Source organism: Streptomyces sp. C (assembly GCF_000158895.1).
In the GTDB taxonomy this organism is placed as follows: domain Bacteria; phylum Actinomycetota; class Actinomycetes; order Streptomycetales; family Streptomycetaceae; genus Streptomyces; species Streptomyces racemochromogenes.
In genome coordinates, this window is sequence record NZ_GG657750.1 from 5,645,243 (window position 1) to 5,665,603 (window position 20,361).

23 protein-coding genes, 1 pseudogene and 1 riboswitch are annotated in these 20,361 nt (G+C 71.9%); of the genes and pseudogenes, 23 read left to right on the forward strand and 1 reads right to left on the reverse strand.

The annotated features are described in order from the left end of the window. Window positions 1-205: 205 nt before the first annotated feature. The 16 genes and pseudogenes from rpsP to SSNG_RS25735 all read left to right on the forward strand — a co-directional run bounded on the left by rpsP (window position 206) and on the right by SSNG_RS25735 (window position 12,372). On the forward strand, window positions 206-643 hold the full coding sequence (gene rpsP / locus SSNG_RS25660; protein ID WP_007266826.1) for a 30S ribosomal protein S16: 438 nt from the start codon (window positions 206-208) through the stop codon (window positions 641-643). 2 nt (window positions 644-645) lie between these two features. Beyond that, a complete protein-coding gene (locus SSNG_RS25665) occupies window positions 646-885 on the forward strand; it encodes an RNA-binding protein (protein WP_007266827.1) in 240 nt (79 codons plus the stop codon). Window positions 886-962: 77 nt separating this feature from the next. Next, window positions 963-1,589 carry a ribosome maturation factor RimM gene (gene rimM / locus SSNG_RS25670; RefSeq protein ID WP_007266828.1) on the forward strand — a complete coding sequence of 209 codons (627 nt, stop codon included), beginning with the start codon at window positions 963-965 and terminating at the stop codon, window positions 1,587-1,589. Next, a complete protein-coding gene (gene trmD, locus SSNG_RS25675; protein WP_042801890.1) occupies window positions 1,589-2,410 on the forward strand; it encodes a tRNA (guanosine(37)-N1)-methyltransferase TrmD in 822 nt (273 codons plus the stop codon). Before rimM ends, trmD begins: the two co-directional genes overlap by 1 nt. A gap of 133 nt (window positions 2,411-2,543) precedes the next feature. Next, window positions 2,544-2,894 (forward strand): 50S ribosomal protein L19, encoded by a 351-nt coding sequence (rplS, locus tag SSNG_RS25680; RefSeq protein WP_007266830.1) that lies wholly within the window; start codon window positions 2,544-2,546, stop codon window positions 2,892-2,894. 44 nt (window positions 2,895-2,938) lie between these two features. Next, window positions 2,939-3,724 carry a signal peptidase I gene (gene lepB / locus SSNG_RS25685; protein ID WP_007266831.1) on the forward strand — a complete coding sequence of 262 codons (786 nt, stop codon included), beginning with the start codon at window positions 2,939-2,941 and terminating at the stop codon, window positions 3,722-3,724. Further along, window positions 3,717-4,855, forward strand: a pseudogene (gene lepB, locus SSNG_RS25690) (signal peptidase I); the annotation flags it as partial. The gene lepB (SSNG_RS25685) and the pseudogene lepB (SSNG_RS25690), both read left to right, overlap by 8 nt. Beyond that, window positions 4,827-5,726: a signal peptidase I gene (lepB, locus tag SSNG_RS25695; protein ID WP_007266833.1), complete on the forward strand. Its 900-nt coding sequence runs from the start codon at window positions 4,827-4,829 to the stop codon at window positions 5,724-5,726. The pseudogene lepB (SSNG_RS25690) and the gene lepB (SSNG_RS25695), both read left to right, overlap by 29 nt. A 44-nt stretch (window positions 5,727-5,770) precedes the next feature. Continuing rightward, complete coding sequence (gene lepB, locus SSNG_RS25700; RefSeq protein ID WP_007266834.1) at window positions 5,771-6,529, forward strand: signal peptidase I; 759 nt, start codon at window positions 5,771-5,773, stop codon at window positions 6,527-6,529. After that, the gene (locus SSNG_RS25705) at window positions 6,519-7,019 is read left to right on the forward strand and encodes an NUDIX hydrolase (RefSeq protein WP_007266835.1); all 501 of its coding nucleotides are present in this window, start codon (window positions 6,519-6,521) and stop codon (window positions 7,017-7,019) included. Before lepB (SSNG_RS25700) ends, SSNG_RS25705 begins: the two co-directional genes overlap by 11 nt. Window positions 7,020-7,074: 55 nt before the next feature. Beyond that, window positions 7,075-7,395: a DUF2469 domain-containing protein gene (locus SSNG_RS25710; RefSeq protein WP_007266836.1), complete on the forward strand. Its 321-nt coding sequence runs from the start codon at window positions 7,075-7,077 to the stop codon at window positions 7,393-7,395. 116 nt (window positions 7,396-7,511) lie between these two features. Then, window positions 7,512-7,883 (forward strand): YraN family protein, encoded by a 372-nt coding sequence (locus tag SSNG_RS25715; RefSeq protein ID WP_007266837.1) that lies wholly within the window; start codon window positions 7,512-7,514, stop codon window positions 7,881-7,883. Beyond that, window positions 7,883-9,505, forward strand: coding sequence for a YifB family Mg chelatase-like AAA ATPase (locus SSNG_RS25720; protein ID WP_007266838.1), 1,623 nt, complete (start codon window positions 7,883-7,885; stop codon window positions 9,503-9,505). The genes SSNG_RS25715 and SSNG_RS25720 overlap by 1 nt, the downstream gene beginning before the upstream one ends. Then, the gene (dprA, locus tag SSNG_RS25725; protein WP_007266839.1) at window positions 9,502-10,683 is read left to right on the forward strand and encodes a DNA-processing protein DprA; all 1,182 of its coding nucleotides are present in this window, start codon (window positions 9,502-9,504) and stop codon (window positions 10,681-10,683) included. Before SSNG_RS25720 ends, dprA begins: the two co-directional genes overlap by 4 nt. 209 nt (window positions 10,684-10,892) lie before the next feature. After that, complete coding sequence (gene whiG, locus SSNG_RS25730) at window positions 10,893-11,729, forward strand: RNA polymerase sigma factor WhiG (protein WP_007266840.1); 837 nt, start codon at window positions 10,893-10,895, stop codon at window positions 11,727-11,729. Between the two features lie 85 nt (window positions 11,730-11,814). Beyond that, entirely contained in the window at window positions 11,815-12,372 is a 558-nt protein-coding gene (locus SSNG_RS25735) for a TetR/AcrR family transcriptional regulator (RefSeq protein WP_007266841.1), read from the forward strand. Here the strand turns inward: SSNG_RS25735 and SSNG_RS25740 are convergent. Beyond that, on the reverse strand, window positions 12,362-12,955 hold the full coding sequence (locus SSNG_RS25740; RefSeq protein ID WP_050779728.1) for a M23 family metallopeptidase: 594 nt from the start codon (window positions 12,953-12,955) through the stop codon (window positions 12,362-12,364). The genes SSNG_RS25735 and SSNG_RS25740 overlap by 11 nt on opposite strands. A gap of 250 nt (window positions 12,956-13,205) precedes the next feature. On the opposite strand from SSNG_RS25740, the gene rpsB reads away from it, so the two are divergent. From rpsB to SSNG_RS25775, 7 genes are all read left to right on the forward strand, one after another. Continuing rightward, window positions 13,206-14,078 carry a 30S ribosomal protein S2 gene (gene rpsB / locus SSNG_RS25745; RefSeq protein WP_042801894.1) on the forward strand — a complete coding sequence of 291 codons (873 nt, stop codon included), beginning with the start codon at window positions 13,206-13,208 and terminating at the stop codon, window positions 14,076-14,078. Window positions 14,079-14,212: 134 nt separating this feature from the next. After that, window positions 14,213-15,049, forward strand: a complete 837-nt coding sequence (gene tsf, locus SSNG_RS25750; RefSeq protein ID WP_007266844.1) for a translation elongation factor Ts — start codon at window positions 14,213-14,215, stop codon at window positions 15,047-15,049. Window positions 15,050-15,211: 162 nt separating this feature from the next. Next, on the forward strand, window positions 15,212-15,991 hold the full coding sequence (pyrH, locus tag SSNG_RS25755; protein WP_007266845.1) for a UMP kinase: 780 nt from the start codon (window positions 15,212-15,214) through the stop codon (window positions 15,989-15,991). Between the two features lie 93 nt (window positions 15,992-16,084). Beyond that, window positions 16,085-16,642 (forward strand): ribosome recycling factor, encoded by a 558-nt coding sequence (frr, locus tag SSNG_RS25760; RefSeq protein ID WP_007266846.1) that lies wholly within the window; start codon window positions 16,085-16,087, stop codon window positions 16,640-16,642. Continuing rightward, window positions 16,642-17,718 carry a phosphatidate cytidylyltransferase gene (locus SSNG_RS25765; protein ID WP_042801897.1) on the forward strand — a complete coding sequence of 359 codons (1,077 nt, stop codon included), beginning with the start codon at window positions 16,642-16,644 and terminating at the stop codon, window positions 17,716-17,718. The genes frr and SSNG_RS25765 overlap by 1 nt, the downstream gene beginning before the upstream one ends. Window positions 17,719-17,853: 135 nt before the next feature. Beyond that, on the forward strand, window positions 17,854-18,969 hold the full coding sequence (gene rlmN / locus SSNG_RS25770; RefSeq protein WP_007266848.1) for a 23S rRNA (adenine(2503)-C(2))-methyltransferase RlmN: 1,116 nt from the start codon (window positions 17,854-17,856) through the stop codon (window positions 18,967-18,969). A 71-nt stretch (window positions 18,970-19,040) separates the two neighbouring features. Beyond that, window positions 19,041-19,150, forward strand: a riboswitch (TPP riboswitch). An 84-nt stretch (window positions 19,151-19,234) separates the two neighbouring features. Continuing rightward, window positions 19,235-20,332, forward strand: a complete 1,098-nt coding sequence (locus tag SSNG_RS25775; protein WP_007266849.1) for a thiamine ABC transporter substrate-binding protein — start codon at window positions 19,235-19,237, stop codon at window positions 20,330-20,332. Window positions 20,333-20,361: the final 29 nt, after the last annotated feature.

The window sequence follows — 20,361 nt, forward strand, 5'->3', positions numbered from 1 at the left end:
CCGTGGTCTGCGGTCCGGGGCGCCGGTGTGCTCCTCCCGGCTCGGAGGCGCCGCAGGCGTGTGGCACAATGGGCAGCTGTACTCGACAGTCGCATAGGACCCCTCTCTCCCTCCGGCTGACGCGTCCATCGGGCACCCGAGTACCGCAACCCCCACGTGGCATCTCAAGTGCCCAACCACGTCAAGTTCAGGAGACACCACTCCAGTGGCAGTCAAGATCAAGCTCAAGCGCCTCGGTAAGATCCGCTCCCCGCACTACCGCATCGTCGTCGCCGACGCTCGCACCCGCCGGGACGGTCGCGCGATCGAGGAGATCGGCATCTACCAGCCGACCTACAACCCCTCGCGCATCGAGGTCAACGCCGAGCGCGCGCAGTACTGGCTGTCCGTGGGCGCCCAGCCCACCGAGGCCGTTCTCGCCATCCTCAAGCTGACCGGTGACTGGCAGGCGCACAAGGGCCTCCCGGCCCCGGCGCCGCTGCTGCAGCCGGCGACGAAGGAAGACAAGCGTCGCTCCTTCGACGAGTTCGCCAAGGCCCTCGAGGGCGTCGGCGAGGGCAAGGGCGAGGCCATCACGCAGAAGAAGAAGGCCGACAAGAAGGCGGACGAGGCTGAGGCCGCCGCCGAGTCGACCGAGGCCTGAGCATGCTCGAGGAGGCTCTTGAGCACCTCGTAAAGGGCATTGTGGACAACCCCGACGACGTGCAGGTCGCCTCGCGCAACCTGCGGCGCGGGCAGGTGCTGGAGGTCCGGGTCCACCCCGACGACCTCGGCAAGGTGATCGGCCGCAACGGCCGCACCGCTCGTGCTCTGCGCACCGTCGTGGGCGCCATCGGCGGCCGGGGGATCCGCGTCGACCTCGTCGACGTGGACCAGGTCCGCTGAGCAGTTGAACACCGGCACGGGCCGGGGAGGGCATACGTGCCCGCCCCGGCCCGTTGTCGTCTGAACAGGAGATACAGGTGGAGCTGGTAGTCGCGCGGATCGGCCGCGCCCACGGGATCAAGGGTGAGGTCACCGTCGAGGTGCGGACCGACGAGCCGGAGCTGCGGCTCTCGCCCGGCGCCGTGCTGCGGACCGAGCCGGCGTCGGCGGGTCCGCTGACCATCGAGACGGGCCGGGTGCACAGCAGCCGGCTGCTGCTCCGCTTCGAGGGCGTCAAGGACCGCACCGCCGCCGAGGCGCTGCGCAACACCCTCCTGATCGCGGACGTCGACCCCGCGGAGCTGCCCGAGGAGGAGGACGAGTACTACGACCACCAGCTCATGGACCTGGACGTGGTGCTCGAGGACGGCACCGAGATCGGACGGATCACCGAGATCTCGCACCTGCCCTCGCAGGACCTCTTCATCGTCGAGCGCCCGGACGGCACCGAGGTCATGATCCCCTTCGTCGAGGAGATCGTCGCCGAGATCGACCTGGAGGAGCAGCGCTGCGTCATCACCCCGCCGCCCGGGCTGATCGACGACCGCGCCGAGATCGCCTCCGCGCGTGACGCCGAGACCTCCGCGGAGGCCGAGAAGGCCGAGGGCGAGAAGGCCGAGGGCGAGAAGGCAGCCGAGGACGAGAAGTCCGGGGACGACGCCTGATGCGGCTCGACGTCGTCACGATCTTCCCCGAGTACCTGGAACCGCTGAACGTCTCCCTCGTCGGCAAGGCGCGGGCGCGCGGCCAGCTCGACGTACACGTCCACGACCTGCGGGACTGGACGTACGACCGGCACAACACCGTCGACGACACCCCGTACGGGGGCGGCCCCGGCATGGTCATGAAGACCGACCCCTGGGGCGAGGCCCTGGACTCGGCGCTGGCCGACGGCTACGAGTCCGGCGCGCACGGCCCCGTCATGGTCGTGCCCACGCCCAGCGGCCGGCCCTTCACCCAGGAACTGGCCGTCGAGCTCTCCGAACGCCCCTGGCTGATCTTCACCCCGGCCCGGTACGAGGGCATCGACCGCCGCGTCATGGACGAGTACGCGACGCGGATGCCGGTCTACGAGGTCTCCATCGGCGACTACGTCCTCGCGGGCGGGGAGGCGGCCGTGCTGGTCGTCACCGAAGCCGTGGCCCGGCTGCTGCCCGGCGTGCTCGGCAACGCCGAATCGCACCGCGACGACTCCTTCGCCCCCGGCGAGATGGCCAACCTGCTGGAAGGCCCCGTCTACACCAAGCCCCCGCAGTGGCGCGGCCGGGGCATCCCCGAGGTGCTGCTCAGCGGCCACCACGGGAAGATCGCCCGATGGCGCCGCGACGAGGCCTTCCGCCGCACCGCGCAGAACCGCCCGGACCTGATCGAGCGCTGCGAGGCCTCCGCCTTCGACAAGAAGGACCGCGAGATCCTCAGCATCCTGGGCTGGAAGCCTTCCGGTGACGGCCGATTTTGGCGCAGGCCGCCGGCCGTGGAAGAATAGGCGGCTGCTGTGTGCTTCCGTACGCTCCTGCCACAGGGGGATCGCCGTACGGGGAGTGGCACGGCTCCCGAATTCTCTACGGAAACCCGCACCGGCGACCTGTGGCGTCGTGCGAAGAAAGCAGACGAACAACATGTCTCACCTGCTCGATGGCGTCAACGCCGCCTCCCTGCGCTCGGACGTCCCGGCCTTCCGCCCGGGTGACACGATCAACGTGCACGTCCGCGTGATCGAGGGCAACCGCTCCCGTATCCAGCAGTTCAAGGGCGTTGTCATCCGTCGCCAGGGCTCTGGCGTCTCCGAGACCTTCACCGTTCGCAAGGTCTCCTTCAGCGTCGGCGTGGAGCGCACCTTCCCGGTCCACTCCCCGATCTTCGAGAAGATCGAGCTCGTCACCCGCGGTGACGTGCGTCGCGCCAAGCTGTACTTCCTCCGTGAGCTCCGCGGCAAGGCCGCGAAGATCAAGGAGAAGCGCGACCGCTGATCTCCTCTCCGGGTCCCGGGGACGGCCGGATAGGCTCGCCCCCGATGGACACCGAAGCAGAGCTCACACAGCGCGGCCACTCCTCCCCCGAACAGGGGGAGGGGCGGCCGCGTTCTGCTTTTCCCGGGTCCCGGCTTTCCGGCCCGTGGCTTGGCGGTCCGTGGCTCGGCGGTCCGTGGTTTTCCGGGTCCTGGCGGCGGGCCGGGCTGATCGGGGCCTTCTGCGCCCTCTTCCTGCTCCTGCTGGCCAACTTCGTGGTCCAGCCCTTCCAGATCCCGAGCCGCTCCATGGAGCCGACCCTGCAGGTCGGGGACCGGGTCCTGGTCAACAAGCTGGCGTACCGTTTCGGCGCCGAGCCCCGGCGGGGGGACGTGGTGGTCTTCGACGGCGCCGGTTCCTTCGTACGGGAGCCCGCGGGCGGCAACCCGGTGGGTGACGCCGTGCACGGCGCGCTCTCGGCGCTCGGGCTCGCGGAGCCCTCCGACACCGACTTCGTGAAGCGGGTCGTGGGCGTCGGCGGGGACGACGTGGTGTGCTGCGACCAGGGCGGCCGGATCCAGGTCAACGGAGTCCCGGTGGAGGAGCCCTATCTGTACGCCGGAGACTCGGCCTCGAAGGTGCCCTTCCGGATCGTCGTTCCGCTGGGGACCCTGTGGGTCATGGGCGATCACCGCTCCCAGTCGCGGGACTCCCGGGACCACCTGGGGGAGCCGGGCGGGGGGATGGTGCCGGTGGAGAAGGTGATCGGGCGGGCCGACTGGATCGGCTGGCCGGTGACGCGCTGGGGTTCGGTGCCCGGGGTGCGGACCGGGGACGGCCCGCATGGGTAGCCGCGGACGCCCGCGGGGTGCCGGCCGCCCCGAGCCGGGGCGGGGCGGCGGGCCGGAACGGCCCGAGCGGCCCGAGCGGCCCCGGCGCGGCCCGGGACGGGCGCCCCGGCCCGCGCCCGCGCGGGAGCCCGTCGGCACCGCCGCACCGGAGCGGGTGGCCGGGGATGCGGGGGGTGCCCAGGGCGCGGAGCCGGTGGAGCCCGCGGAGCCCGGAGGGCGGGCCGAGCGGCGCCGGCTGGCGCGCAAGGTCCGCCGGCGCAGGCGCACCCGCCGCGTGGGCGAGCTGCCGCTGCTGGTGGCGGTCGCGCTGTGCATAGCCCTGGTGCTCAAGACCTTCCTGGTGCAGGCCTTCTTCATCCCCTCCGGCTCCATGGAGCAGACGATCCGGATCGGGGACCGGGTGCTGGTGGACAAGCTGACCCCGTGGTTCGGCTCGAAGGTCCAGCGGGGCGAGGTCGTCGTGTTCAAGGACCCGGGCGGCTGGCTCAAGGGCGAGGCCGCGAGGCCCGAACCGGACCCGGCGGGCATCCGGCAGATCAAGCAGGCCCTGACCTTCATCGGCCTGCTGCCGTCGGCGGACGAGCAGGATCTGATCAAGCGGGTCATCGGCGTCGGCGGCGACACGGTCAAGTGCTGCGACGCCCGGGGACGGGTGACCGTCAACGGAACGCCGCTCGATGAGCCTTACGTGTCACCCGGCAACGCCCCCTCGGACATCCGTTTCGAGGTGCGCGTACCCACCGGGCGGATCTTCGTGATGGGCGACCACCGCGCCAACTCGGCCGATTCCCGCTATCACCTCGACGAGGCCTTCGAGGGCACCGTCGACGAGAAGAACGTGGTCGGGCAGGCGGTGGTGATCGCCTGGCCCTTCGACCACTGGCGCGGACTCGACCAGCCGGCGACCTTCCTGCAGGTGCCGGATCCCGTGCGGGGCGGACGGCGGCGCGGGCCCCGTCGGCGCCGCCGGGGCATGCCCTTCGCATAGTGTGGCCCTGGTCTCCCGCGCCTTAGGGAACTCCCGCTCGTTAGGGGAGGGGAGGGCCCGTTCCTGTTCCGGTACGGGCGGCGGTTTTCCGAGTGAGGAGTGGATGTGGGGGATGTGGCGGTAGGCGCACGATCCGGACGCGATGAGGGCGAGGAGCGGCCGGACGACGCCGTCGGGCACGAGACCGGGGAGGAGGGCGCCGAGGCGGAGAGGCCGCAGCGTTCCTTCTGGAAGGAGCTCCCGCTCCTCATCGGTATCGCCCTGCTGCTGGCCCTGCTGATCAAGACCTTCCTGGTGCAGGCGTTCTCGATCCCGTCCGACTCGATGCAGAACACCCTGCAGCGCGGTGACCGGGTGCTGGTGGACAAGCTCACCCCGTGGTTCGGTTCGGAGCCCGAGCGCGGCGAGGTCGTGGTCTTCCACGACCCCGCGAACTGGCTGGCCGGGGAGCCCACCCCGGAGCCCAACATCGCGCAGACGATCCTGAGCAAGATCGGCCTGATGCCGTCCGCCGACGAGAAGGACCTGATCAAGCGGACCATCGCCATCGGCGGGGACACCGTGGAGTGCAAGAAGGGCGGCCCGGTCGTCGTCAACGGCAAGGCGCTCGACGAGCCGTACATCTTCCCCGGCAACAGCGCCTGCGACGACTTCCCCTTCGGCCCGATCACCGTGCCCAAGGGCAAGATCTGGGTGATGGGCGACCACCGGCAGAACTCCCAGGACTCCCGCTACCACCAGCAGGACTCCACCCAGGGCTTCGTCCCGGTCAAGGACGTCGTCGGGCGGGCCGTCGTGGTGGCGTGGCCCCTCACCCGCTGGGCCACGCTCCCCGTCCCGGACACCTTCGACCAGCCCGGCATCGGCAAGCAGCCCCCGGCGCCGCTGCACTCGCCGCAGGCGAGCGGCGCGGGCACGGCGGGGGTCACCCCGGCCGCGCTGGGGCTCGTCGGGGCGGTTCCCCTGGTCATGTGGCGCAGGCGGAGGCTGACCAAGGGGCGTACCGCCCGGTAGGGTGCCGCCCAGGTCGACGATCTCCGAGTCATGGGGGCGCTGCAATGGGCGGAACGCAGGCAATACGCGCGCGCAGGGATGGCCGCGGCGGCCTCGGCAACACGTTGTCGGGGATCGCCGTGGCCATCGGCTTCGTGCTGTTCCTCGGCGGCTTCGTCTGGGGCGCCCTGGTGTACCAGCCGTACACGGTGCCGACGGACTCGATGGTGCCGACGGTGCGGCCGGGCGACCGGGTGCTGGCGCAGCGGATCGACGGCGGCCAGGTCCGGCGCGGTGACGTGGTCGTCTTCACCGACACCGTGTGGAGCAACTCGCCCATGGTCAAGCGGGTCGTGGGCGTCGGCGGCGACACCGTCTCCTGCTGCGGTCAGGGCGGCCGGGTGACCGTCAACGGCCGGGCGCTCGACGAGCCGTACGTGGACCGCGAGGGCGACGGCGCGGCGGCCGCGGGGAGCACCACGTTCGAGGTGAAGGTGCCCGAGGGCAACCTCTTCCTGATGGGCGACCGGCGCGGCGGCTCGCTGGACTCCCGGGCGCACCTCCAGGACGCCGGCCAGGGCACGGTGCCCCGGTCCGCGGTCTCCGCCCGCGTCGACGCCCTCGCGTGGCCGTCCGCGAAGATGCTGGAGCGGCCGCAGGTCTTCGCCGCCCTGCCCGGTGGGACCTCCGCCCCGGGTCCGCTGCGGCTCCAGGTGACGGCGGTACTGGCCGGCGCGGGCCTGGTGCTGCTCGGCGGGGCCTACGGGCCGCTCGCGCGGCTCCTGGGTCGCGGTCGCGGCAGGGCGGGCTCCGATGGCCGCTGAGCCGTCCGGGACGCCGCGGAAGGTCTCGCGGGTGGTGCTGCTGGACCCCGACGACCGGATCCTGCTGCTGCACGGCTTCGAGCCGGGCGATCCCGCCGACGACTGGTGGTTCACCCCCGGCGGGGGCCTGGAGGGCACCGAGAGCCGGGAGCAGGCCGCGCTGCGGGAACTCGCCGAGGAGACCGGGATCACAGAGGTGGATCTGGGGCCGGTGCTGTGGCACCGGTACTGCTCCTTCCCCTTCGACGGCAGGCGCTGGGAGCAGGACGAGTGGTACTTCCTGGCCCGTACCGCCCAGACCGACACCGTGCCGGGCGGCCTCACGGAGCTGGAGCGGCGCAGCGTCACCGGGGCCAGGTGGTGGACCTCCGAGGAACTCCTCGCGGCCCGTGAGACGGTGTACCCGACCAGACTGGCCGAGCTGCTCCGGACGCTGCTCGACGACGGTCCTCCGGGCGCTCCGGTGGTCCTCGCCCCGGAAATCGTTTAGGGGCGTACGGCGCTGGCGCACAATAGGGGGACGCACGGCTGAAGGGGAACATGCCATGAGCGCCGAGGACCTCGAGAAGTACGAGACCGAGATGGAGCTGAAGCTCTATCGGGAGTACCGCGACGTCGTCGGGCTGTTCAAGTACGTGATCGAGACCGAACGACGTTTCTACCTCACCAACGACTACGAGATGCAGGTGCACTCGGTCCAGGGCGAGGTCTTCTTCGAGGTCTCCATGGCCGACGCCTGGGTCTGGGACATGTACCGGCCGGCCCGCTTCGTCAAGCAGGTCCGCGTGCTGACCTTCAAGGACGTGAACATCGAGGAGCTCAACAAGAGCGACCTCGAACTGCCGGGCGCCGACCTGCCGGGCTGATCCGCGGACCGGTTCACCCCCAGGGGTGAACCGGTTCTCCACAACGCGCCGGTTGTCCACCAAGATCCACTCGCTGCGCCCGGAACCGGGACCGTCGGCGGTGGAGGTGGTGCCGGATGGACGCGAAGGACGTGGCACGGCAGGCGTTGGGGCGGTACGGCGAGGAGCTCGCCGCGCGGAGACTGACCGAATCCGGGATGACGGTGATCGTCAGGAACTGGCGGTGCCGCGCCGGGGAGATCGACATCGTCGCCCGCGACGGGGACGCCCTCGTCGTGTGCGAGGTCAAGACGCGCCGCGAGGGCGCGTTCGAACATCCCATGGCCGCGGTCCGGGCCGGCAAGGCCGACCGGCTGCGCAGGCTCGCCGGGCGGTGGCTCGCCGACCACGGGGGCCCGCCGCCGGGCGGGGTGCGGATCGACCTCGTCGGAGTCCTCCTGCCCCGGCGCGGCGCGCCCGTGGTGGAGCACGTCAGGGGGGTGGCCTGATGGGGTTCGCGCGGGCCTGCTCGGTGGCCCTGGTGGGCGTCGAGGGCGTACTGGTGGAGGTGCAGGCCGACCTGGAGCCCGGGGTGGCGGCCTTCACCCTGGTGGGACTGCCGGACAAGACCCTGGTCGAGAGCCGCGACCGGGTACGGGCGGCGGTGGCGAACTCGGGCGCCCCCTGGCCGCAGAAGAAGCTCACGGTCGGACTCAGCCCGGCGTCCGTGCCCAAGTCCGGCGCCCATTTCGACCTGGCCGTCGCCGCGGCCGTGCTGGGGGCCGCCGAGGTCGTCGACCCCGGCAGGATCGCCGACCTCGTGCTCATCGGGGAGCTGGGCCTCGACGGCCGGGTGCGCCCGGTGCGCGGCATCCTGCCGGCCGTGCTCGCCGCCGCGGAGGCCGGGTACCGGCAGGTGGTGGTGCCGCAGCAGTGCGCCGCCGAGGCCACCCTGGTCCCGGACGTCTCGGTACTGGGCGTGCGCAGCCTGCGGCAGCTGATCGCGGTCCTGTCCGACGGGGAGGTGCCCGAGGAGGACCCCCCGCCGGAGGCCGGGCGCCCCGACCCGATGCTCGCCGGGCTGGTCGTCCCCGGCGCCGGTCTCGGGACGGGCCTCTCGGGCCGGGGAGACGCCGCGGACTTCCCCGACCTCGCCGACGTCGCCGGGCAGCAGGGCGCCCGCCGGGCCCTGGAGGTGGCGGCCTCGGGGGGCCACCACCTCTTCCTCAGCGGGCCCCCGGGCGCGGGCAAGACGATGCTCGCCGAGCGGCTGCCCTGGCTGCTGCCGCCGCTCACCCGACAGGACTCCCTGGAGGTGACGGCCGTCCACTCGGTCGCGGGAATCCTGCCGCCCGGCGAACCGCTGGTCGGCAGGCCCCCGTACTGCGCCCCGCACCATTCCGCGACCATGCAGTCGCTGGTCGGCGGCGGGGCCGGGATCCCCAGACCCGGGGCGGTCTCCCTGGCCCACAGGGGGGTGCTCTTCCTGGACGAGGCCGCCGAGTTCAGCGGCAAGGTGCTGGACGCCCTGCGACAGCCCCTCGAAGCCGGGCACGTGGTCATCGCCAGGGCCGCCGGGGTGGTACGGCTGCCCGCCCGGTTCCTGATGGTCCTCGCGGCGAACCCCTGCCCCTGCGGCCGCCACACCCTCACCGGGTCCGGCTGCGAATGCCCCGCCTCGGTGATCCGGCGCTACCAGGCCCGGCTGTCCGGGCCGCTGCTCGACCGGGTCGACCTGCGGGTCGAGGTGGAGCCCGTCACCCGCTCCGACCTGCTCGGCCGCGGCGGCCGGGGAGAGCCCACCGCCGCCGTCGCCGACCGGGTCCGCGAGGCCCGCGACCGGGCCGCCGCCCGGCTCGCCGGCACCCCGTGGCGGCTCAACTCCGAGGTGCCGGGGCACGAGCTGCGCACCCGCTGGCCCGCCGGCCCCGGCGCCCTGGCCCTGGCCGAGCGGGACATGGAACGCGGACTGCTCACCGCCCGGGGCCTGGACCGGGTGCTGCGGGTCGCCTGGACCGTCGCCGACCTGCGGGGCCGTGACCGCCCCGACGCGCTGGACGCGGCCGTCGCGCTGGAACTGCGCACCGGGATCGCCCGGGGTGCCGCCCAGGCCCTGGGGGCCGGACCGTGAGCGCTGGGGAGCGGCCCGACCCGGAGCTCCTGGCCCGGGCCGCGCTGACCCGGGTGCTGGAGCCGGGGGACGAGCACGGCGGACGCTGGATCCGGGAACTCGGGGCCGCCGCGGTGATACGGCTCCTGACCGGCCCCGGCCGGGAGCCCGGCCCGCTGACCGGTGTGGGGCCCGAGCGGCTCGCCGGGTACCGCAGGCGGGCCGCCGTCGCGGAGCCCCTGCGGGACCTGGAGAACGCCGCCGGCGCGGGAGTCCGCTTCGTGTGCCCCGGCTCGGCGGAGTGGCCGACCCAGCTGGACGACCTCGGCGACGCCCGGCCCGTCGGCCTCTGGCTTCGGGGCCGCCCCCACCTGCGGACGTGGGCCCTGCGCTCGGTCGCCGTGGTCGGGGCCCGGGCGTGCACCCCGTACGGGGCGCACATGGCGCAGACCCTGGCCGCCGGACTCGCCGAGCGCGGCTGGGTGGTCGTCTCCGGGGCGGCGTACGGGATCGACGGAGCCGCCCACCGCGGGGCCCTCGCCTCGGGCGGAGCCACCGCGGCCGTCCTGGCCTGCGGGGTGGACACCGTCTACCCGCGCGGACACGCCGGGCTCCTGGGCCGGATCACCCGCCAGGGGCTGGTCCTGGGCGAACTGCCGCCCGGCACCCACCCCACCCCGAGCCGGTTCGTGCTGCGCAACCGGGTCATCGCCGCCCTCACCCGGGGGACGGTCGTCGTGGAGGCCGCCCTGCGCAGCGGCTCCCTCGTCACGGCCCGCCGCGCCCAGGAGCTGGGCCGCCTCACCATGGGCGTACCCGGCCCGGCCACCAGCGGCCTCTCGGCCGGGGTGCACGAGCTGCTGCGCGGCGAGGCGGTGCTCGTCACCGACGCCGACGAGATCGTCGAACTCGTCGGCGACATGGGCGAACTGGCCCCCGCCCGGCGTGGCCCGGTGCACGCCCGTGACCTGCTGGCCCCCGGCGCGGCGCGGGTACTGGAAGCGCTCCCCGCGGGACGGGCGGCGGGCCTCGACGAGATCGCCCTCGCCGCGGCCGCCGGCACCGATGAAGTCATCGGCAGACTGTACGAACTTCACTCTCTGGGGTTCGTCGAACGGCAGGGCGACGGCTGGCGGTTGACCCCGCGGACGTCGCGAGAGGGGGTGCAATCCGGAGCCGACCGGCGAGGCGGTCGTTGACCTGGGGCGTTCCGGTGAAAGAGTGACGGCGATGACAGACGCGGTCCTCCCGGTGGCAGTCGCCGGGACCGTGCGCGAGGCGCCGGTCCCGGGCCGCCCGCGCGAGGGCGGACGCCCCTGGGCCCCCGCGCCATCCCGTACTCTTCGCGCACCGCGACACTTCCGTCACGCTACGCTCCCAAGGAATCCGGCTCCGGCAAAGGCGAAGCATGCCCCAGCACACCTCAGGGTCCGACCGCGCTGCGGTGCCCCCCGCTGCCCGCGGCGGCGTGCGGTCCACCGCGCCCTCGTCCCTGGAGGTGCTCTGGCGCTCATACAAGGACTCGGGCGACGAACGGCTGCGGGAGCAGCTGATCCTGCACTACTCGCCCCTGGTGAAGTACGTCGCCGGCCGCGTCAGCGTGGGCCTGCCGCCCAACGTGGAACAGGCCGACTTCGTCTCCTCCGGCGTCTTCGGGCTGATCGACGCGATCGAGAAGTTCGACATCGAACGGTCCATCAAGTTCGAGACGTACGCCATCACCCGCATCCGCGGCGCGATGATCGACGAGCTGCGCGCGCTGGACTGGATCCCGCGCTCGGTGCGGCAGAAGGCGCGGGCCGTCGAGCGCGCCTACGCGACGCTGGAGGCCCAGCTGCGGCGCACCCCGACGGAGGGTGAGGTCGCCGGGGAGATGGGCATCGCGGTGGAGGAACTCCACACGGTGTTCAGCCAGTTGTCCCTGGCCAACGTGGTCGCCCTGGAAGAGCTGCTGCACGTGGGCGGGGAGGGCGGCGACCGCCTCTCCCTGATGGACACCCTGGAGGACACCGCCGCCGACAACCCGGTCGAGGTGGCCGAGGACCGGGAGCTGCGCCGGCTGCTCGCGCGGGCGATCAACACCCTCCCGGACCGGGAGAAGACGGTGGTGACCCTCTACTACTACGAGGGCCTGACCCTCGCCGAGATCGGCAACGTGCTGGGCGTCACCGAGAGCCGGGTCAGCCAGATCCACACCAAATCCGTGCTCCAGCTGCGGGCCAAGCTCGCCGACGTCGGCCGCTGAGCCGCCGGCGGCCCCGCCGGAGGGGCCGACACCCCTTGCGGGACCTCCGTACAGTGGTGAGGTGCCCAGGATTCGAGCGGCCTCCGTGGCCGAGCACCGGTCGATGCAGCGCGGCGCCCTGTTGGACGCCGCCCGTTCCCTGTTGTCCGAAGGCGGGACGGAAGCCCTGACCTTCCCCGCCCTCGCGGAGCGGACCGGGCTCGCCCGGTCGTCCGTGTACGAGTACTTCCGGTCCCGCGCGGCCGTCGTCGAAGAGCTGTGCGCGGTGGACTTCCCCGTCTGGGCCGCCGAGATCGAGGCGGCGATGGAGCGGGCGGCCACGCCGGAGACGAAGATCGAGGCCTACGTGCGCACCCAGCTGGGGCTGATCGGGGACCGGCGCCACCGCGCGGTGGTGGCGATCTCCGCCGGCGAGCTGGACTCCGGCGCGCGGGAGAAGATCCGCGCCGCCCACGGCGGCCTGGTGGCGATGATCGTCGAGGCCCTGGGCGCCCTCGGGCTGCCGGAGCCCAGACTGTCCGCGATGCTGCTCCAGGGCGTGGTGGACGCCGCGGCCCGCCGGATCGAGCTCGGCGCCGCCGAGGACCCGGACGTGATCACCGAGACCGCCGTCGCCATGGCCCTACGGGGCGTCACGGCCTGAGGAGCCCCCGGCCCGGGCGCGGGGACGCGCCCGGGCCGGCCCCCGGCAGCAGCCGGGGCGTGGGCGCGGGGAGCAGGGCCAGTGGGTTCAGATAGGCGTCCTCGCCCGCCAGCAGGCCCCAGTGCAGGCAGGGGCCCGGGCAGTGGGAGCCCTCCGTGAGCACCGCCACCACCTGCCCCGCCTCGACCGCGTCCCCCCGCGCCACCAGCGGCCGCACCGGCTCGTAGGTGGTGCGCAGGCCGCCCGGCAGGGTGAGCGAGAGCACCCCGCGCCCCGCCACCGGCCCCGCGTAGTGCACTCGCCCGGGCCCCACGGCCCTCACCTCCGCCCCGGCCGGCGCCGCCAGGTCCACACCGCGGTGGCCGGCCGCGTACGGGGTCGGCGGCGGGTCCCACCAGCGCGCCACGGACAGCGGCGCGGGCAGCGGACGTGCGCCCCGCACCCCGCCCGCCGCGCCCCCGCCGCGCACCGGTGCGACGGGCGCAGGCCGGGCGGGATCCGGGGCCGCCGGCCCGGGAGGGGGAAGCGGCCCCGGCAGCGGACCGGACAGGGTCAGAAGCAGGATGAGCAGCAGTTTCGTCATGCCCGGCAGGATCCCGCGCGGGCGGCCGGCCCCGCCCGAGCCTGTGAACGGCCGAGGGGCTGTGGACAACGGCGTCACCCGGCATACCGCCGGGTCCCGTACACTTCTTGTGGCGATCCGGGTCACCGGGTCGACTTCGCACGCCCCAGCGCCGACCGGTTCCGGTCAGGTGAAAGCGTCTCTCGGTCCCTCAAGGGGCAGGGCGCGGCGGGGCGTCAGGAACCAAAACCGAGAAACCAAGGAGATGGCCATGGCCGTCGTAACGATGCGGGAGCTGCTGGAGAGCGGCGTCCACTTCGGTCACCAGACCCGTCGCTGGAACCCGAAGATGAAGCGCTTCATCTTCACCGAGCGCAACGGCATCTACATCATCGACCTGCTCCAGTCGCTGTCGTACATCGACCGCGCCTACGAGTTCGTGAAGGAGACCGTCGCGCACGGTGGCTCCATCATGTTCGTCGGTACGAAGAAGCAGGCGCAGGAGGCCATCGCCGAGCAGGCGACCCGCGTCGGCATGCCGTACGTCAACCAGCGCTGGCTGGGCGGCATGCTCACCAACTTCTCCACCGTCTACAAGCGCCTCCAGCGTCTGAAGGAGCTTGAGGCGATCGACTTCGAGGACGTCGCCGCCTCGGGTCTCACCAAGAAGGAGCTCCTGGTCCTCTCCCGCGAGAAGGCCAAGCTGGAGAAGACCCTCGGTGGTATCCGCGAGATGTCGAAGGTTCCCAGCGCCGTCTGGATCGTCGACACCAAGAAGGAGCACATCGCCGTCGGTGAGGCGCGCAAGCTGCACATCCCGGTCGTCGCGATCCTCGACACCAACTGCGACCCCGACGAGGTCGACTACAAGATCCCGGGCAACGACGACGCGATCCGCTCCGTCACCCTGCTCACCCGCGTGATCGCCGACGCCGTCGCCGAGGGCCTCATCGCCCGCTCCGGCGCCGCGACCGGCGACTCGAAGCCGGGCGAGAAGGCCGCCGCCGAGCCGCTCGCCGAGTGGGAGCGCGACCTGCTCGAGGGCGAGAAGAAGGCTGACGCCGAGGCCCCCGCCGCGGAGGCCCCGGCCGCCGAGGCCCCCGCCGCCGAGGCCGCCCCGGCCGCGGACGCCGAGCAGGCCTGACCCACTGAGAGCGCCCGGCGTTCACTCGCCGGGCACTCACAGCACGGACGATGACGGCGGGGGAGCCGCGCCACGGGCGCGCTCCTCCGCCGTTCACCCGTAGATCTACGACTTCGAGAGAGAATCACAGACTCATGGCGAACTACACCGCCGCTGACGTCAAGAAGCTCCGCGAGCTCACCGGCGCCGGCATGATGGACTGCAAGAAGGCCCTCGTCGAGTCCGACGGCGACGTCGACAAGGCCGTCGAGGCCCTGCGTATCAAGGGCCTGAAGGGTGTCGCCAAGCGCGAGGGCCGTTCCGCCGAGAACGGTGCCGTCACCTCCCTGATCTCCGAGGACGCCACCTCCGGCGTGCTCGTCGAGCTCAAGTGCGAGACGGACTTCGTCGCCAAGAGCCCGAAGTTCCTGGCCGTCGCCGACCAGCTCGCCGCCCACGTGGCCGCCACCAAGCCGGCGGACATCGAGGCGCTGCTGGCGTCCGAGATCGAGGCCGGCAAGACCGTCCAGGCGTTCGTGGACGAGGCCAACGCCAACCTCGGCGAGAAGATCGTCCTGGACCGCTTCGCGGCGTACGAGGGTGCCTTCGTGGCCTCCTACATGCACCGCACCATGCCCGACCTGCCCCCGCAGATCGGTGTCCTGGTCGAGCTGGACAAGGCCGACGCCGACCTGGCCAAGGGCATCGCCCAGCACATCGCCGCGTTCTCGCCGAAGTACCTGACCGCCGAGGACGTCCCGGCCGAGGTCGTCGAGTCCGAGCGCCGCGTCGCCGAGGAGACCACCCGCGCCGAGGGCAAGCCCGAGGCCGCGATCGCCAAGATCGTCGAGGGTCGCGTCAACGGCTTCTTCAAGGACGCCACGCTGCTCGGCCAGCCGTACGCGCTGGACAACAAGAAGTCCGTCCAGAAGGTTCTGGACGAGGCCGGTGTCACCCTGAAGGCGTTCACCCGCATCAAGGTCGGCATCTGAGTCCGTCCGTACGCGACGGACACCGGACCCCGATAGGGTCTGAAGCAGTCGTCCGTGCTCGCGCAGGACGACCGCAGATCTGACGAGGAGGCCATTGCCGCAGAGGGAACCGCGAGGACCCACCGGCAATGGCCTTCTTCGTATGTGCACGAGGAGATCTCCATGAATCAGGGCGTGGACCCCCACACCGCATCCGACGACAAGAGCGACCACGAGAAGAAGGGTCGCCGCTTCATGCTGAAGCTGTCCGGCGAAGCCTTCTCCGGCGGCGGCGGACTGGGTGTCGACCCCGACGTCGTGCACGCCATCGCCCGCGAGATCGCGGCCGTGGTCCGCGACGGGGCCGAGATCGCGGTCGTCATCGGCGGCGGCAACTTCTTCCGCGGCGCGGAGCTTCAGCAGCGCGGCATGGACCGGGCCCGGTCCGACTACATGGGCATGCTCGGAACCGTCATGAACTGCCTCGCCCTCCAGGACTTCCTGGAGAAGGAGGGCATCGACAGCCGGGTCCAGACGGCCATCACCATGGGGCAGGTCGCGGAGCCGTACATCCCGCTGCGCGCCGTGCGCCACCTGGAGAAGGGCCGCGTCGTCATCTTCGGCGCGGGCATGGGCATGCCCTACTTCTCCACCGACACCACGGCCGCCCAGCGTGCCCTGGAGATCGACGCCGAAGCCCTCCTCATGGGCAAGAACGGTGTCGACGGGGTCTACGACTCCGACCCGAAGACCAATCCGGACGCGGTGAAGTTCGACGCGCTGGAGTACAGCGAGGTGCTGTCCCGGGACCTCAAGGTCGCCGACGCCACGGCCATCACGCTGTGCCGCGACAACCAGCTGCCGATCCTGGTCTTCGAGCTGCTCGCCGAAGGCAATATCGCCCGCGCCGTCAAGGGTGAGAAGATCGGCACGCTCGTGAGCGACCAGGGCACCCGGGCCTGAGCACACCGAGCCGGACCCGCAGGGGTCCGGTCCGGGCGGCCCGACCGCCCGCGCCCGCCTGAACCATCCAAATCTGACATGCAGGAGCACGTGGTGATCGAAGAAATCCTCCTCGAGGCCGAGGAGAAGATGGAGAAGGCCGTCGTCGTCGCCAAGGAAGACTTCGCCGCGATCCGCACCGGCCGTGCGCACCCGGCGATGTTCAACAAGATCGTGGCGGACTACTACGGCGCCATCACGCCCATCAACCAGCTCGCCTCCTTCGCCGTGCCCGAGCCGCGCATGGCGATCGTGACGCCGTTCGACGCCTCCGCGCTGCGCAACATCGAGCAGGCGATCCGCGACTCCGACCTCGGTGTCAACCCGAGCAACGACGGCCGCATCATCCGGGTGACCTTCCCGGAGCTGACGCAGGACCGCCGCAAGGAGTTCATCAAGGTCGCCAAGACCAAGGCCGAGGACTCCCGCGTCTCCATCCGCTCCGTGCGCCGCAAGGCCAAGGACGCCCTCGACAAGCTGGTCAAGGACAAGGAGGCCGGCGAGGACGAGGTGCGCCGCGCCGAGAAGGAGCTCGACGACACCACCGCGAAGTACGTCGCGCAGGTGGACGAGCTGCTCAAGCACAAGGAATCCGAGCTGCTCGAGGTCTGATGAACGACTCTCCCTGGGCCGCTGAGCCGGTTCCGGCGGGTCCCGCATACGATGCGCTGGTGGGCCCGCAGACTGCGCCCATGCCCATCGTGCCCGATGCCGCCGGCCGTGCCTTCGACGACCGGGAAGCACGCGATCGGGGGGCCGCCTTCGCCGGCGGCCCCCCGTTCCGCGCCGAGACGCCGTTGCAGGAGCCCATGCCCAGCCCCCCGCCTCCGCCTCCGCAGGCCCCGCAGGACGCCTCGCCCCCGCCGCAGAAGAAGCGCGCGGGGCGGGATCTGCGTGCCGCCATAGGGGTCGGCGTCGGCCTCGGTGCGGTGATCTTCGCTTCGCTGTTCATCGTCAAGGCCGTCTTCGTCGGCGTCATCGTCGTCGCGGTCGTGGTCGGCCTGTGGGAGCTCACCTCCCGGCTCCAGGAGAAGAAGGGCATCAAGGCCCCGCTGGTCCCGCTCGCGGTCGGCGGCGCGGCGATGATCATCGCCGGGTACGTGCGCGGGGCCGAGGGCGCATGGGTGGCGATGGCGCTCACGGCGCTGGCCGTCCTCGTGTGGCGGATGACCGAGCCCCCCGAGGACTACCTCAAGGACGTCACGGCCGGCGTCTTCGCGGCGTTCTACGTGCCGTTCCTGGCCACCTTCGTCGCGATGCTGCTGACCCCCGACGACGGCCCGCAGCGGGTGGTGACCTTCCTGCTGCTGACCGTGGTCAGCGACACCGGGGCGTACGCGGTCGGCTGGCGCTTCGGCAAGACCAAGCTGGCCCCGCGCATCAGCCCCGGCAAGACCCGCGAGGGGCTCTTCGGAGCGGTGGCCTTCGCGATGGCGGCCGGCGCCCTGTGCATGGAGTTCCTCATCGACGGCGGCGCCTGGTGGCAGGGCCTGCTGCTGGGCCTCGCGGTGGCGGTCTCCGCCACACTGGGCGACCTCGGCGAGTCGATGATCAAGCGTGACCTGGGCATCAAGGACATGGGCACGCTGCTCCCGGGCCACGGAGGCATCATGGACCGGCTGGACTCGCTGCTGCCGACCGCTCCGGTGGTCTGGCTGCTGCTGGCGGCGTTCGTCGGCACCGGCTGACCGGTCCGGGCCGGGTTATCCTGGAGGGCGCGCCACGTGCACGTGGCGCGCCTTTTCCGTCCGGCGGCCGAGTCGCCGCGGACCGGCCCTGCACGCGCGGGGTGACCCCCACCCCGTCGTACCGAGGAGTACAGCATGGCCCCCCGTCCCGTTCCGGGCGAGCTCACCTTCGTCGCGCCCCGCGGAGCGAAGAAGCCCCCGCGGCACCTCGCCGACCTCACGCCGGCCGAGCGCCGCGAGGCGGTGGCCGCGATCGGTGAGAAGCCGTTCCGGGCCAAGCAGCTCTCCCAGCACTACTTCGCCCGCTACGCGCACGACCCGGCCGAGTGGACGGACATCCCCGCCGCCTCGCGCGAGAAGCTCCAGCAGGAGCTGCTGCCGGAGCTCATGAACGTCGTGCGGCACATCAGCTGCGACAACGACACCACCCGCAAGACCCTGTGGAAGCTGCACGACGGCACGCTCGTCGAGTCCGTGCTGATGCGCTACCCGGACCGGGTCACGATGTGCATCTCCTCGCAGGCCGGCTGCGGCATGAACTGCCCGTTCTGCGCCACCGGCCAGGCCGGCCTGGACCGCAACCTCTCCACCGCCGAGATCGTGCACCAGATCGTCGACGGCATGCGCGCCCTGCGCGACGGCGAGGTCCCCGGCGGCCCGGCGCGGCTCTCCAACATCGTCTTCATGGGCATGGGCGAGCCGCTCGCGAACTACAAGCGCGTCGTCGGCGCCATCCGCCGCCTCACCGACCCGGAGCCCGACGGCCTGGGCCTGTCGCAGCGCGGCATCACCGTCTCCACCGTCGGCCTGGTCCCGGCGATGCTGCGGTTCGCCGACGAGGGCTTCAAGTGCCGCCTCGCGGTCTCCCTGCACGCCCCGGACGACGAGCTGCGCGACACGCTCGTCCCCGTCAACACCCGCTGGAAGGTCCGCGAGGTCCTCGACGCCGCCTGGGAGTACGCGGAGAAGTCCGGCCGCCGGATCTCCATCGAGTACGCCCTGATCCGCGACATCAACGACCAGGCCTGGCGCGGCGACCTGCTCGGCCGCCTGCTCAAGGGCAAGCGCGTGCACGTCAACCTGATCCCGCTGAACCCGACGCCGGGCTCCAAGTGGACCGCCTCGCGCCCCGAGGACGAGAAGGCCTTCGTCGAGGCGATCGCCCGCCACGGCGTGCCCGTGACCGTGCGCGACACCCGCGGCCAGGAGATCGACGGCGCGTGCGGTCAGCTCGCCGCCTCGGAACGCTAGATTCCGACTGCGTTCCGGACAGGGGCCGGCGTGAATCGGCCGCAGGGGTACCCTGTGGCCGAACCAATTGCATATTCCGACAGGGGAGCGCCACAGCGCTGAGAGTGCGGTATCCGTCATCCGCAGACCCTCTGAACCTCGCCCCGGTCATTCGGGGTAGGAAGTTCGGTCACCACTCAAGCTGTTGCGCCCTGCCCGGCGTCCGCTCTCACAGAGCGCCGGGCAGGGCCGCGTCTTCTCCTGGTCATCCCAGGAGGAATCACCAGTGAGCACCACCAAGAAGATCGCGGGCGCGGCGCTCGCGGCCGCGCTCGGCGTGACCACGCTCAGCGCCTGCGGCGGCGACGCCAAGGACAAGTCCGCGGGCGCGGGCGACGCCCCGAAGTCCAAGACGGTCACGCTCGTCTCCCACGACTCCTTCAACGTGACCGAGGCGGTCCTCAAGGAGTTCGAGCAGCAGAGCGGCTACACCGTCAAGGTGCTGAAGTCCGGCGACGCCGGCGCCGCGCTCAACCAGGAGATCCTCACCAAGGGCTCCCCGCGCGGCGACGTCTTCTTCGGCGTCGACAACACCCTGCTCTCGCGCGCCCTCGACAACGGCGTCTTCACCCCCTACCAGGCCAAGGGCCTGGACACGGTGAAGCCGGAGTTCGTGCTCGACAAGCAGCACCGCGTCACCCCGGTCGACTCCGGTGACATCTGCGTCAACTACGACAAGGCGTACTTCGCCGACAAGAAGATCGCCCCGCCGCAGACGCTGGACGACCTGGTCAAGCCGGAGTACAAGAACCTGCTGGTCACCGAGAACGCCGCGACCTCCTCGCCCGGACTCGGCTTCCTCCTCGCCTCCGTCGGCAAGTACGGCGAGGAGGGCTGGAAGGACTACTGGAGCAAGCTCAAGGCCAACGGCGTCGAGGTCGTCGACGGCTGGGAGCAGGCCTACAACGAGCGCTTCTCCGGCTCCGCAGGCGGCAAGAAGGCCAAGGGCGACCGCCCGCTGGTCGTCTCCTACGCCTCCAGCCCGCCGGTCGAGGTCCTCTACGGCGAGCCCCAGCCGGCCGAGGCGCCCACGGGCGTGGCCACCGGCACCTGCTTCCGCCAGGTCGAGTTCGCGGGCCTGCTCAAGGGCGCGAAGAACGAGGAGGGCGGCAAGGCGCTCATCGACTTCCTGGTCTCCAAGAAGTTCCAGGAGGACATGCCGCTCCAGATGTTCGTGAACCCGGTCGTCAAGGACGCGAAGCTGCCGGACCTGTTCACGAAGCACGGCGTCGTGGTCGACAAGCCGGAGAACGTCGCTCCGGAGGCCATCGCCAAGAACCGTGAGCAGTGGGTCAAGACGTGGTCCTCGCTCGTCGTGAAGTAGAGCGCCTTCCTGCGGGGGGCGGGCGCGCC